12 protein-coding genes are annotated in these 13,955 nt (G+C 56.6%); 7 read left to right on the top strand and 5 right to left on the bottom strand.

Annotated features, from left to right (window positions below; translation table 11 throughout):
• Positions 1–101: 101 nt before the first annotated feature.
• The 7 genes from AC1RL4_RS00560 to adeC all read left to right on the top strand — a co-directional run bounded on the left by AC1RL4_RS00560 (position 102) and on the right by adeC (position 9,900).
• The gene (locus AC1RL4_RS00560) at positions 102–989 is read left to right on the top strand and encodes a LysR family transcriptional regulator (protein WP_493118877.1); all 888 of its coding nucleotides are present in this window, start codon (positions 102–104) and stop codon (positions 987–989) included.
• A 160-nt stretch (positions 990–1,149) separates the two neighbouring features.
• Positions 1,150–1,503 (top strand): cyclophilin-like fold protein, encoded by a 354-nt coding sequence (locus AC1RL4_RS00565; RefSeq protein ID WP_079302510.1) that lies wholly within the window; start codon positions 1,150–1,152, stop codon positions 1,501–1,503.
• Between the two features lie 102 nt (positions 1,504–1,605).
• Positions 1,606–2,511 (top strand): LysR family transcriptional regulator, encoded by a 906-nt coding sequence (locus tag AC1RL4_RS00570; RefSeq protein WP_095058137.1) that lies wholly within the window; start codon positions 1,606–1,608, stop codon positions 2,509–2,511.
• A gap of 51 nt (positions 2,512–2,562) precedes the next feature.
• Entirely contained in the window at positions 2,563–3,741 is a 1,179-nt protein-coding gene (locus AC1RL4_RS00575; protein ID WP_095058138.1) for an XdhC family protein, read from the top strand.
• A 430-nt stretch (positions 3,742–4,171) separates the two neighbouring features.
• The gene (locus AC1RL4_RS00580; protein ID WP_095058182.1) at positions 4,172–5,320 is read left to right on the top strand and encodes an efflux RND transporter periplasmic adaptor subunit; all 1,149 of its coding nucleotides are present in this window, start codon (positions 4,172–4,174) and stop codon (positions 5,318–5,320) included.
• Between the two features lie 3 nt (positions 5,321–5,323).
• Positions 5,324–8,479 carry an efflux RND transporter permease subunit gene (locus AC1RL4_RS00585; protein WP_095058139.1) on the top strand — a complete coding sequence of 1,052 codons (3,156 nt, stop codon included), beginning with the start codon at positions 5,324–5,326 and terminating at the stop codon, positions 8,477–8,479.
• Complete coding sequence (gene adeC / locus AC1RL4_RS00590; protein WP_095058140.1) at positions 8,476–9,900, top strand: AdeC/AdeK/OprM family multidrug efflux complex outer membrane factor; 1,425 nt, start codon at positions 8,476–8,478, stop codon at positions 9,898–9,900. Before AC1RL4_RS00585 ends, adeC begins: the two co-directional genes overlap by 4 nt.
• A gap of 123 nt (positions 9,901–10,023) precedes the next feature.
• Here the strand turns inward: adeC and AC1RL4_RS00595 are convergent, their stop codons facing one another.
• The 5 genes from AC1RL4_RS00595 to pqqB all read right to left on the bottom strand — a co-directional run bounded on the left by AC1RL4_RS00595 (position 10,024) and on the right by pqqB (position 13,920).
• Entirely contained in the window at positions 10,024–10,419 is a 396-nt protein-coding gene (locus AC1RL4_RS00595) for a PA0061/PA0062 family lipoprotein (RefSeq protein ID WP_095058141.1), read from the bottom strand.
• 412 nt (positions 10,420–10,831) lie between these two features.
• On the bottom strand, positions 10,832–12,001 hold the full coding sequence (gene pqqE / locus AC1RL4_RS00600; RefSeq protein WP_304576045.1) for a pyrroloquinoline quinone biosynthesis protein PqqE: 1,170 nt from the start codon (positions 11,999–12,001) through the stop codon (positions 10,832–10,834).
• Positions 11,973–12,248, bottom strand: a complete 276-nt coding sequence (pqqD, locus tag AC1RL4_RS00605; RefSeq protein WP_018607357.1) for a pyrroloquinoline quinone biosynthesis peptide chaperone PqqD — start codon at positions 12,246–12,248, stop codon at positions 11,973–11,975. The genes pqqE and pqqD overlap by 29 nt, the downstream gene beginning before the upstream one ends.
• Complete coding sequence (gene pqqC, locus AC1RL4_RS00610) at positions 12,245–12,997, bottom strand: pyrroloquinoline-quinone synthase PqqC (RefSeq protein ID WP_304576046.1); 753 nt, start codon at positions 12,995–12,997, stop codon at positions 12,245–12,247. The genes pqqD and pqqC overlap by 4 nt, the downstream gene beginning before the upstream one ends.
• 11 nt (positions 12,998–13,008) lie before the next feature.
• Complete coding sequence (gene pqqB, locus AC1RL4_RS00615; RefSeq protein ID WP_304576047.1) at positions 13,009–13,920, bottom strand: pyrroloquinoline quinone biosynthesis protein PqqB; 912 nt, start codon at positions 13,918–13,920, stop codon at positions 13,009–13,011.
• Positions 13,921–13,955: the final 35 nt, after the last annotated feature.

Raw genomic sequence — 13,955 nt, forward strand, 5'->3', positions numbered from 1 at the left:
GAGGTTGTTAATGTAACCGGCCCCCTTCGACGCCACTAGCTAATCAGTCCTTAAAGGGGCTATAAGGCCTGCTAATTAATGATTTATGAGAGACTTGGGCGATGGTCAGACGTAACCTCAATGATCTCTTATCGTTCGTAACGATTGCCCGTGAAGGCAGCTTCACGCGGGCAGCTTCCGTACTGGGCGTGACTCAATCTGCCCTCAGCCAGGCAATGAGCGGGTTAGAGGCCAGGCTGGAGATTCGCTTGCTTACACGAACCACCCGTAGCGTATCGCCTACGGCAGCGGGCGAGCGTTTACTAAAAGCCATTGGTCATCGCTTTGACGAAATCGAGTCAGAACTCGACGAACTGACCGAGATGCGCGATAAACCCGCCGGCACCGTGCGCATCACCTGTGGTGAGCACATTCTTCGAGCACATTTGCTTCCCAAGCTCACGCCGCTTTTGCTCGATTATCCGGATATCAAGATAGAGTTCGATATCAATTATGGTTTTCGAGACATCGTCGCCGACCGTTTCGATGCAGGCGTGCGTATGGGCGATACCATCGACAAGGATATGGTTGCGGTACCCATCGGTCCTCAACTGCGCATGGCCGCTGCGGCCTCCCCGATGTATTTCGAAAGGCATCCAACGCCCAAAAATCCACGGGACCTGCTAAAGCACAGTTGTATCAATCAGCGTATGCAAACAGCAGGGGGGCTATACGTTTGGGAGTTTGAGCGTCGTGGCCAACCGTTAAACGTACGAGTGGATGGCCAGCTCGTTTTCAACACCTCTCCCAGCATGGTGGATGCAGCCTTGGCCGGCCTGGGCATCGCCTATCTTCCTGAAGAAGAATTCGCACCGCATCTGGAAAATGGCCGCCTGGTTCGTGTGCTGGAAGATTGGTGTGCTCCCTTCCCGGGGTACCATTTGTATTACCCAAGTCGCAGGCAGCCGTCGCGGGCCTTCACGCTGGTTATGAATGCACTGCGTGTGTAAGGACGATTGATAAATCTCATTCATGACTTCAATCGCTGCGAGGTATTTCAGTTTTTCTGTCAGCTGATACCTTCTGGCGGGAAAGCAATTTGGCTGTCAGATCAATTCGGGTCGGGGGTAGGGCGTGCCCCGCAGCCCATCGGAGCAAAGTGGAGCAACTATGAAAATACGCATCGATGTTTCAGGCGGTCCGGTTACGGCAACGCTCGACAACAACGATTCCTCCATAGATTTCGTTAAACAGCTGCCGATGAAACTGACACTGGACGACTACGCCTCGACCGAGAAGATCAGCGTACTGCCCGAGCCATTATCGACACAGGGCGCGCCAGCTGGGTTCACGCCTTCGGCGGGTGACATTGCCTTCTATGCGCCTTGGGGAAATCTCGCCATTTTTCATAAAGGGTTCAAGTATTCGAGCGACCTTATCAAACTCGGCAGGATTGATTCCGGCCTGGGAATACTCGCGCGTCCTGGGTCCCTTGAAGTAACGATCACCTTGGTCGATGAGTGATACCCCAAAACAGTCAGAACCACGCCGGCAAAAACTGTCTGTGGCGCAGGGGGCGGGAGAGGCCCTTTCGTTCATACGTTTCACACCAATGGCAGAGAACTCATGCAGCTGACTCGTGCCAACTTTGGCGATTTTATCTACTTTTTAGCTGTCGCCCGCCATTCCAGCTTCAGTCGTGCGGGTGTTGAAGTAGGGATAAGTGCATCTGCGCTGAGTCATGCGATCAAGGGGCTGGAGGCGAGATTGGGGGTTCGTTTGCTCAATCGCACGACCCGCAGCGTCACCCTGACGGCAGCCGGTGAGGAGCTGCTGGCATTGATAAGCGAACCTGTCGACAAAATCGACCAGGCCATTGAGTTGTTGAATAAGTTCCGTGATGAGCCCACTGGTCGTATACGGCTGAATGTTTTCAGTGACGCGGCGCTCCTTTTGTTGGCACCCGTTTTATCGACATTTGCTCATCGTTATCCCGATATCGAAGTGGAAGTCTCAACCACCAACAGTATGGTGGACATTGTTGAAGGAGGCTTCGACGCTGGGATCAGGTATGGCGCTACCGTACCTGAAGGCATGATTGCCCAAAGTCTTTCCCCCCCTGTTCGATGGGTCGTGGTAGGAACCCCCGATTACCTCGACCGATGTGGCATGCCGCTGCACCCCGAGGATTTGAAACAGCACAGTTGTTTAAGGTTTCGGCTAGGCAACGGCCGGATGTACAACTGGGAGTTTGAGAAAGAGGGTGAAAAATTAGAGATCCCAGTGTCCGGTAATGTCGTGCTGGATGAGACGCGGATGATGCTCGCCATGGTCACCCAGGGCGCTGGGCTGACTTATTGTGCTGAACCCATTGTCGCGCCGCTTGTAGCGGAAGGAACTTTACAAGTGGTTTTGGAGGATTGGGTCAGTGTCGGTCCAGGCTTCCATATCTATTACTCAAGCTACCGGCAGGTGCCGATCACGCTACGTTTGCTGATCGACTTGATCAGAGAGTTGCGCCCGCTTGGATAGTTGGCGATCGACAGCGACTTCGCCGGATTCGCTTTGGGAGAGAGATCTGATATGTCCAGTTTGAACGCATTGCTCGATGCCATCCACGCCGAACAGAACGAGGGTCGAGAGTCTGTACTCGCCACCGTTGTGAAGGTCGAGGGGTCGGCGTATCGCCGTCCGGGGGCGCGCATGCTCGTTTCACAATATGGACGTCCGGAGGGCACTATCAGTGGTGGCTGTCTGGAGGCTGATGTGGTGCGAAAGGCCTGGTGGCTGAGTGAGTCGGGCCCGGTGATTCGTAGCTACAGCACGACCGAGGCCACAGACGAAGAGGGCGGTGAAGAGTCCCTTGGTTTTGGGCTGGGCTGCAACGGCAAGGTGTATGTGTTGTTTGAGCGAGTACCAGCTACAAAGCAATGCGCTGTGCTTGATGCTTTACGCAAAGTAAGAAGCAACCAGAGACCCGTAGCAATCGCAACGGTAATAGCGGGCTCACGCAATAGCCGTGCAGATGTTGGAGACCGTGTGTTCCTGGAATCTGGCGCGGCGCCCCTCGGAGGGCTCTACCATCCTGCACTGAACGAGCGAATTACCGCTGATCTGCGTCTCACATTGGACCAGCAAAAATCTACGCGGCAACGCTATACCGAAGGCTATGCGGAGGTAGAGGTTTTTCTGGAATACGTCGCGCCACCACCGCGTCTGATGATCTTTGGGGCGGGCCATGATGCGCAGCCGTTGGTACGGATCGCAAAAATCCTGGGGTGGCATGTCACCGTTGTTGATAGTCGCCCACATTTCGCCCGTCCGGAACGTTTTCCCGAAGCGGATCGGGTGTTGAGCGCCGATATAGGCGGGCCTTTCGAATTTCGAAAGTTCGTGGAGGGGGCGTGTGTGGCGGTAATGTCCCATAGCCTGAGCCAGGATGCGCATTGGTTGAAAGGCGCGTTACAAGGTAATCCCCGTTACATCGGTCAGCTCGGGCCGCGTGATCGGACCGAGCGTCTGCTTGATGAAATAACGCGACAGACAAACAGCCTGCCTGCGTTGGACCGATTGCACTATCCAATGGGTTTGGATTTGGGTGGGGACACCCCGGAAAGTGTGGCGATGGCGGTGCTTGGGGAGATGCAGGCCGTCCTGAATGGGCGAGCGGGTGGAAGTCTGAAGTTGCGGACGTCAACGATCCACGAAACTTGTCAGCTTGAACCCAGATGTTCCCGTGAATTATCCATGGCAGAGTCGTAGAAGACTTGAGTTGGAAGCTCCTGCAGGATATGAGCCTCGCCGATGCGCTGCACGCATTAGAGGCCAAAGCTGATCAAAACTCACTAATCGAAATGCTGTCCTTCGTTAATCGCTGGATATAGAGCGTTGTGAGTAATCTGCAAAATTCTGAAACCATTTTATTGCTGAATATCACTCATTGGTGATTTCAGTAAAGTCGGGCTAATCCTCAGGCCCCTCGATTGTTAGCATGCCTACATAACAATCCAATGCGCAGCGCATTGGCTCATCGGGTTTATTAACCCGGTCAATAAGCTTGATCTTCGCACCGCGCTTCTTGCGCGTACTTGCCGAACTCTTTCTCCCATTGCCACCAGCAGCTGTTTCAGCCTGTGCTGCGGCAGTTTGCAAACTCATGCGCGCATTTTTCAGCGCTGTGTTCGAGGACTTTATGCCATTCAAGCCTATCTATCCTGCTTTGGTAACCGCCATTGCTTTTGCCACGATGCTCAGTGGATGCAACAACGAGCAGGCTGCTACTGCGCCGGTGCAAGCCCCCCAAGTCAGTGTGGTGACCCTGAAAACCCAGGCTGTGACCTTGTTCAACGATCTGCCTGGGCGTACCAGTGCTTATCGCCTTGCCGAGGTTCGGCCGCAGGTGGATGGCATCGTCCTGAAACGCTTGTTCAAGGAAGGCGCAGATATCAAGGCTGGTCAGCAGCTTTATCAGATCGATCCATCAACTTACGAGGTGACGCTCGCCAGTGCGCAGGCCAGTTTGGAGCAATCTCGCTCGCTGACCACCCGGTATCGGCAACTGATCGATGAGCAGGCGGTGAGCAAGCAGGAGTATGACACTGCTCGATCTCAGCAGATGCAGGCAGAGGCACAAGTCAAGGGCGCCCAGATCAATCTGAGATATACCAAAATGTTCGCGCCTATCAGCGGGCGAATTGGACGTTCGGCTGTGACCGAAGGTGCGCTAGTTTCTAATGGCCAAGCAGCCGCCCTTGCGATTATCCAGCAACTCGACCCCATTTATGTCGATGTCACTCAGCCTTATGGCGAGGTGCTCAAACTGCGTCGGGCTCTTGAAAGCGGGCAGTTGCAGAAAACTGCTGATAAGGCTGCGAAAGTTAGCCTGACACTTCAGGACGGTAGCCAGTACCCGCTGCAGGGTTCGCTGGAGTTTTCAGAAGTCTCGGTCGACGAAGCAACCGGCTCGGTCACCCTGCGCGCCGTGTTCCCCAACCCCGATCACTTGCTGCTGCCCGGGATTTTTGTGCATGCGCGGTTGCAGGAGGGGGTCGCCGAGCAGGCCATTCTTGCTCCACAGATTGGTGTGACCCGGGATCTCAAGGGCACCCCGACCGCCATGGTCGTTACCGCCGATAACAAAGTCGAGCAACGCCAGCTCAAGGTTGGCCGCACCGTCGGTGCGAATGTGCTGGTGGAAAGCGGCTTGAGCGCCGGAGACAAAATCATCGTCGAAGGGCTTCAGTTCATTAAGCCGGGGAGCTCCGTGGTCGCTCAGGAAGCGATGACAGATGAGGCGAACAGAGCCCCTGTGGCGCTAAACACCAGCGCTAAGGCGGAGTAGACCATGTCGAAGTATTTTATTGATAGACCGATCTTCGCGTGGGTGCTTGCACTGATCATCATGCTCGTTGGGGCATTGTCGATCCTCAATTTGCCGATCAATCAATACCCTGACATTGCACCACCCGCTGTCGCGATTCAGGTTTCTTACCCCGGTGCTTCCGCGCAGACAGTGCAAGATACGGTCGTGCAAGTGATCGAGCAGCAGATGAACGGCATCGACAATCTGCGCTACATCTCTTCGGAGAGTAATGCCGATGGCAGCATGCGAATCATCGTGACCTTCAACCAGGGCACCAACCCGGATATTGCCCAGGTTCAGGTGCAGAACAAGCTGAACCTGGCCACGCCGCTGTTGCCGCGTGAAGTGCAGCAGCAAGGGCTTCGCGTCACAAAATTCCAACAGAATTTCATGATGTTCATTGGCCTGGTTTCCACCGATGGAAAACACACCAAGGAGGATCTATCCAACTACATCGTCTCAAACATCCAGGACCCGATTTCGAGGACTTCAGGTGTTGGTGATTTTCAGATCTGGGGTACGCAATACGCCATGCGAGTCTGGCTGGACCCGGCCAAACTGAACCAGTTCCAGTTGACGCCAGTCGACGTGACCGAGGCGATTGAGGCGCAGAACGTGCAGGTGGCTTCGGGCACGATTGGTGGTCTTCCGGCGCGCAAAGGTACGGTGTTTACCGCAACTATCATTGGCAAGACTCGACTGCAGACCTCCGAGCAATTTGGTGACATTTTGCTTAAGGTCAATAGCGACGGCTCCCAGGTGCGCCTGAGTGATGTGGCCGATATCAGTTTGGGCGGTGAAAACTACAGCATCAACGCCCAAGCCAATGGCAAGCCTGCCTCGGGTATCGCCATCCGCTTGGCCACAGGCGCCAACGCCCTTGATACCGCCAAGGCGATTCGCGCCACGGTCGACCGACTGAAACCATTCTTCCCGGCCGGGATTGAAGCGGTGTACCCGTATGACACGACGCCGGTGGTCACCGAATCCATCAGCGGTGTGATGCATACGCTGGGCGAGGCGGTGGTTTTGGTCTTTCTGGTCATGCTGCTGTTTTTGCAAAATATGCGTGCCACCATCATTACGACTTTGACAGTGCCCGTTGTGTTGTTGGGTACGTTCGGCGTCCTCGCAGCGGCCGGCTTCTCTATCAATACCTTGACCATGTTCGGGATGATCCTGGCGATCGGATTACTCGTCGACGATGCGATTGTGGTGGTTGAAAACGTCGAACGGGTGATGGCGGAGGAACACCTGTCACCCAGGGAGGCCACGCGTAAATCGATGGGGCAGATCCAGGGAGCGCTGGTGGGTATTGCCTTGGTGCTCTCGGCGGTGCTGTTGCCCATGGCTTTCTTTGGTGGCTCCACTGGCGTGATCTACCGGCAGTTCTCGATCACTATCGTATCGGCCATGGCGCTTTCGGTATTTGTTGCTTTGGTATTCACCCCGGCGCTTTGCGCGACGCTGCTCAAGCCAATCGATCCGACAAAACACGGTCAGCCCAAGCGCGGTTTCTTTGGATGGTTCAACAGACGGTTCGATGCCTGCGTCAACGGATATGAGCAGGGCGTAGGCCAGATCATTCGGCATAGGGTGCCGGGCTTTATGGTTTACCTGGTAATCGTCGCCGGCACGATTTGGATGTTCGCCCGGATACCGACCTCGTTCTTGCCTGATGAAGACCAGGGTTTGATTTTTACGCAAGTGCAGACGCCGGCCAACAGCTCGGCTGAGACCACGCAAAAAGTGCTTGATCGCATGAGTCAGTACTTGCTGGACAAAGAGCACGGAGAAGGTAAAGCCGTTGCTACAGTTTTCACCGTTAACGGCTTCAACTTTGCGGGCCGCGGGCAGAATTCAGGGATTGCGTTCGTCAACCTGAAGCCATGGGATGAACGAGACAGTGACAATACTGTGTTCAAAATTGCCCAGCGTGCCCAGCAAGAGTTCCTGAAGTACCGCGACGCCCTGGTATATGCGGTGGTTCCGCCATCGGTACTGGAGTTGGGTAACGCCACCGGCTTCGATTTCTACCTGCAGGACCAAGATAGCGTGGGCCATCAAAAACTCATGGAGGCACGCGGCAAGTTTCTTGAGCTGGCTGCCCAGAGCCCGGTCCTCGCTGGCGTTCGCCCAAACGGCTTGGCCGACGAGCCACAGTACCACCTGACCATCGACGACGAGCGCGCGCGGGCGATGGGCATTTCTCTGGCCGATATCAACACCACGCTGTCAGTGGCATACGGCAGTAGTTATGTGAACGATTTCGTTGACCGCGGTCGAGTTAAACGGGTTTACGTACAGGGTCAACCTGACTCGCGCAGCACCGCAGAGGATCTGAGTAAATGGTTCGTGCGTAATAACCAAGGTCAGATGGTCCCGTTCTCGGCATTTGCGAGTGCCGAGTGGATCTTCGGCTCACCAAAACTGTCACGCTACAACGGCGTCCCTGCCGAGCAAATTCTTGGGACTCCCGCCCCGGGTTACAGCTCTGGCCAGGCGATGGCGGAAGTCGAGCGAATTGCAGCGCAACTGCCGCCCGGCGTAGGCATCTCTTTTACCGGGTTGTCCTATGAAGAGCGTCTTTCAGGGTCACAAGCGCCTGCTCTGTATGCGCTGTCGATTCTCGTCGTGTTTCTATGTCTGGCGGCACTCTATGAAAGCTGGTCGATTCCGATTGCGGTCATCTTGGTCGTGCCTCTTGGGGTAATCGGCGCGCTAATGGCCACGGCATTGCGGGGGCTGTCCAACGACGTGTTCTTCCAAGTGGGTCTGTTGGTGACGGTGGGGTTGGCGGCGAAGAATGCGATCCTGATCGTCGAGTTTGCCAAGGAATTGAATGAAAAAGGTACACCGTTGCTGGAAGCGACGGTCGAGGCTTGTCGTATGCGTCTGCGTCCGATCGTGATGACGTCCTTGGCATTCATTCTCGGCGTGCTACCTCTGACCATTTCCAGCGGAGCCGGCTCTGGCAGTCAACACGCCATCGGCACGGGGGTGATCGGCGGCATGATAACGGCCACCGTTCTGGCGATTTTTTGGGTTCCCCTGTTCTTCGTTTCCGTTTCAACCTTGTTTAAAGGCAGCCGCAAGAAGCAGGACGAAACTGCTATGCGTGAGGAGGCAGGCCAATGACTCGCTCTTTAATCGGTCTCGCGATCAGCGCCGCTGTTCTGAGTGGTTGCTCACTGATCCCTGAGTATCAGCGACCGCAGGCTCCAGTTGCGGCGCAATATCCGCAGGGTCCTGCCTATCAGGCAACCAACGCTGCCGACCAGGCCGCTGTGGAGCAGGGGTGGCGCGAGTTTTTCCACGATCCGGCATTGCAGCGATTGATCCAGACCGCCTTGGTCAATAATCGTGACCTGAAGGTCGCGGCACTGAACGTTGAGGCTTTCCGGGCGCAGTACCGAATCCAGAGAGCTGACCTGTTTCCGGCGATTGGCGCCAACGCCAGCGGAACACGGCAGCGACTGCCGAGCGCTCAGGCGCAGTCCGGTCAGGCCAGTATTTCCAGCCAATATGACGTCAACCTGGGAATCAGTTCGTACGAGTTGGATCTGTTTGGTCGCATCGCCAGTCTAAGCCAGCAGGCACTGGAAACTTATCTGTCTACCGCCCAGGCCCGACGCTCGACCCAGATCAGCATCGTTTCGAGCGTGGCCAATGCCTATCTCACCTGGCAAGCCGACCGTGAATTGCTCAAGCTCACCGAGAACACGCTGGACGCCTACGAGGAGAGCTTACGTCTGACCACCCGCAGTAATCAGGTGGGTGTGGCTTCGGCGCTTGATCTCGCACAGGCGCGTACCTCGGTGCAAGGTGCGCGGGCGAGCCTGGCAAACTACCAGCGCCGAGTAGCCGAAGACGAGAATGCTTTGGTGCTTCTTCTCGGTACAGGACTGCCCGCCGATTTGCCGGAGCCACAGTCCTTGGATGGCGACCTGCTGGCCAACGTACCGGCTGGTCTGCCCAGTGATTTACTCACCCGTCGCCCCGATATCCTCGCCGCCGAGCATACGCTCTTGGCCGCTAACGCTAACATCGGCGCGGCGCGGGCGGCTTTTTTTCCTAGCATCAGCCTTACGGCAAATGCCGGCACCTCGAGCGCGAATCTGGATGGGTTGTTCAAGAGCGGCTCAGGCAGTTGGGCGTTTACCCCTACCATCAGCTTGCCGATTTTCAACGCAGGCGCGTTACGCGCTAGCCTGAATTACTCGGAGATTCAGAAAGACATTGGTGTGGCCAACTACGAGAAAGCTATCCAGGCCGCTTTCCAGGAGGTCTCCGATGGGTTGACTGCACGTAAAACTTACGTCGACCAGTTGCAGGCACAGAATGACCTCGTCAACGCCAGCCAGGATTACTATCGGCTTGCCGAGCGTCGTTATCGAATCGGCGTGGACAGCAACCTGACCTTTTTGGACGCGCAGCGCTCGCTGTTTAGCAACCAACAAAGGCTGATCAACGATCGCCTTGCGCAGTTGCAGGCTGAAGTGAACTTGTATCGTGCACTGGGTGGCGGATGGGACGAGCGGGGCGTGCAAAAACTCTGAGAACGACGACTATACAAAAACGCCCGGCGATAGGCCGGGCGTTTTTGTATTAGCAGTGAATGACACTATCATGATATTACGTGCTGAGTGGTGACGCCGCGCTGTCATTTACACGGCGGTTAATTACAAGCAGGGCATCTTGTCAGTTTTAGCCAAGGTATTACCTTTACTGTCCATAAGTTCAATTTTTACCTCTTTTCCCGCACTACTTTCCATCAGGGTGTAACGTTCATTCGGTAAAAAATTGTCATAGGACAGGGTGGCAACACAGCGGTGTTGGCTTTCCTGGTAGCCCTTGGTAACCACCCCAAGTTCCATCGTATGCGCCCCTGGCGATACTTTGAAATAAGTCAGGTTCTCTGCGCGTTGTGTATCCAGGCGTCTGGCCAGCATTTCATCACCGATCTGCTCGTGAAGGTTGACAATGGATTCGCCATCCTTAAGCGTCGGAAGTTCAGTCGCACAGCCAGCCAGGCCGGTGATTAAAATGATGGAAGCTGTTAGTTTTGCAAGGTTCATAAATGTCCTGAATTCTTTGGGGGTCCGAGAATAGCTATAAGCTTGTTCTGAACCGTTAAATAGGTAAGGTTTTAAATAAGCTGTTTCAGCCTAATAACGCATTGGCTTGGGAACGTGGGCCCGTTATTGTTTCTGCAGATGACGCAAGATGATCGAGGACGGCAAGGACTAAGATGCCTACTCGATATCTGGAATGATTTTGTTGTCGGTATGGGGATATTCTACAGGCTATTTTTTAATTGATTAGCCTGTGAGCTATTGATGCAGTGCTGAGCTTTATTCACCAATGATGTGCCATCAGCGACGCCGAGAACTTGAATCCCTCAGGTGTCGCACGTGGTATTTTCTGCGCGTCGGACGTTACCGTTCGAATCGATCGTCGATCAGTCAGTCATTTCTGTCGCTGAGACGATCAGCCCTTAACGATGAGGCGCGAGTTTCGGTCATTGCGAAAGGCCAATTGTTCGATGGTTTGCGTAGCGTGCTCGGCGTCTTCACGCGCCTTGAGAATCACCCCGTGATGTTCGGACTTGCTGCACACCGGGTCGGCGTTGCTGGCGTCGCCCGTGAGCATGAACGCCTGGCAGCGGCAGCCGCCGAAGTCTTTTTCTTTTTCATCGCAGGAGCGGCACGGTTCGGGCATCCAGTCATAACCGCGGAAGCGGTTGAAGCCGAACGAGTCGTACCAGATGTGCTGCATGCTGTGGTCGCGCACATTGGGAAACTGCACCGGCAGCTGGCGGGCACCGTGACAGGGCAATGCCGTGCCGTCCGGCGTGACGGTGAGGAAAATGCTGCCCCAGCCGTTCATGCAGCCCTTGGGGCGTTCTTCGTAGTAGTCCGGCGTGACAAAGATCAACTTGCACGGATTGCCTTGCGCTTCCAGCTTGGCGCGGTATTCGTTGGTGACACGCTCGGCGCGTACCAGTTGCTCCCGGGTGGGCAGCAGGCCGACGCGGTTGAGCTGCGCCCAGCCGTAGAACTGGCACGTGGCGAGCTCGACGAAGTCGGCTTCCAGGGCGATGCACAGCTCGATGATGCGATCGATCTTGTCGATGTTGTGCCGATGGGTCACGAAGTTCAGCACCATCGGATAACCGTGGGCCTTTACCGCCCGGGCCATTTCCAGTTTTTGCGCGAAGGCTTTCTTCGAACCGGCCAGGAGGTTGTTCACCTGCTCATCGCTGGCCTGGAAACTGATCTGGATATGGTCGAGGCCGGCCTTCTTGAAGTCGCTGATTTTCTGCTCGGTCAAGCCGATGCCGGAGGTGATCAGGTTGGTATAGAAACCCAGCTTGCGCGCCTCGCCGATCAACTCGGCCAGGTCCTGGCGCACCAGCGGCTCGCCGCCGGAAAAACCCAACTGCGCGGCGCCCATCTCGCGGGCTTCGCGAAAGACCTTGAACCACTGCTCGGAGCTCAACTCCTGGCCCTGCTCGGCGAAGTCCAGCGGGTTGGAGCAGTACGGGCATTGCAGTGGGCAGCGATAGGTCAGCTCCGCCAGCAGCCACAGCGGCAGGCCGACTTCAGGCTTGGGCGGCAGGCCAGAGGGCTCAGGCAAGTTCGATCCAGTGCTGTGCACGAGCGACCTCCATGAATTGCTCGATGTCGTCACCGAGTTCCGGCACGCCGGGAAACTGCTTCGCCAACTCGTCGATGATGGCCGCGACATCCCGTTCACCATCGATCAGGCCACCGATCAGCGCAGCGCTGTCATTCAGCTTGATCATGCCTTCAGGATAGAGCAGCACGTGGCCTTTCTGGGCCGGTTCGTACTGGAAGCGATAGCCGGGGCGCCAGCGTGGGGTTTTGCTGCGGTCGAAACTCATAAGGTGATCCCTTTGTGCCACACCCGTTGCCCGGTCACCCTGTGGTAGGGGGGGCGGTTCAATTCATAGGCCATGCTCATGGCGTCGAGCATGCTCCAGAGGATGTCCAGTTTGAACTGGAGAATCTCCAGCATGCGTTCCTGCCCTGCGCGGGTGGTGTAGTGCTGCAAGGTGATCGCCAGGCCATGTTCCACATCACGCCGAGCCTGACCGAGGCGGGTGCGGAAGTACTCATAGCCGGTCGGGTCGATCCACGGGTAGTGCTGCGGCCAACTGTCCAGGCGCGACTGGTGGATCTGCGGGGCGAACAGTTCGGTCAGCGAGCTGCTGGCGGCTTCCTGCCAACTGGCCCGGCGGGCGAAGTTGACATAGGCATCCACGGCGAAACGCACACCGGGCAGCACCAGCTCCTGGGAGCGCAGTTGATCGGGGTCCAGGCCCACCGCCTGGCCCAGCCGCAGCCAGGCTTCGATACCGCCGTCTTCGCCGGGAGCGCCGTCATGGTCGAGCAGGCGCTGGATCCACTCGCGGCGGATCTCCCGGTCCGGGCAGTTGGCCAGGATCGCGGCGTCCTTGAGCGGGATGTTCACTTGATAGTAGAAACGGTTCGCGACCCAGCCCTGGATCTGCTCGCGAGTGGCACGGCCTTCATACATCGCCACGTGATAGGGGTGATGGATGTGGTAGAAGGCGCCCTTGGCGCGCAAGGCTGCTTCAAATTCTGCGGTGGTCAATGGTGTATCAGTCATTTCGGGCGCTCCTACAGTTCGATGCTCATGCCGTCGTAAGCGACTTCGACATTGCGTCGCACCAACTCGGCCCGCTCGGAGGAGTCTTCATCGAGGATCGGGTTGGTGTTGTTAATGTGGATCAGCACCTTGCGCTGCTTCGGCAAATGCTCCAGCACTTCGAGCATGCCGCCCGGACCATTCTGGGCCAGGTGGCCCATTTCCCGGCCAGTTCGGGTGCCGACGCCACGGCGCTGCATTTCATCGTCGTCCCACATCGTACCGTCCACCAGCAGACAATCGCTGCCGGCCATGATCTCCAACAACGACTCGTCGACCTTGCCCAGCCCCGGGGCATAGAACAGCTTGCCACCCGTGCGCAGGTCTTCGACGATCAACCCGATGTTGTCGCCCGGGTGCGGGTCGAAGCGATGCGGTGAATAGGGTGGTGCGGCGCTGCGCAGGGGCAGTGGGGTGAAGCGCAGGTTCGGGCAGGCGGCGATGGTGAAGCTCTGGTCGAGTTCAATGCGATTCCAACTCAACCCGCCGTTCCAGTGGGTCAGCATGTTGAACAGCGGAAAGCCCGTGCTCAGGTCTTCATGGACCATGTCGGTGCACCAGACTTGATGCGGGCAACCTTCACGCAGGCCGAGCAGACCGGTGGTGTGGTCGATCTGGCTGTCCATCAGGATGATCGCGCCAATGCCGGTGTCGCGCAGGGCCCGGCCCGGCTGCATCGGGGCAAACGCCTGGAGCTGGGCGCGAATGTCCGGAGAGGCGTTGCACAGCACCCAGTTCACACCGTCATCGGACAGGGCGATGGACGACTGGGTACGCGCCTGGGCCCGCAGGCTACCGTTGCGAAAACCTGCGCAATTGGCGCAGTTGCAGTTCCACTGGGGGAAACCGCCACCGGCGGCAGAACCTAGTATCTGGACGAACATGGTTGCTCCATCATTCTGGAACCGAAAATAAAACG

Source organism: Pseudomonas sp. GW822-FHT07A10 (assembly GCF_058798795.1).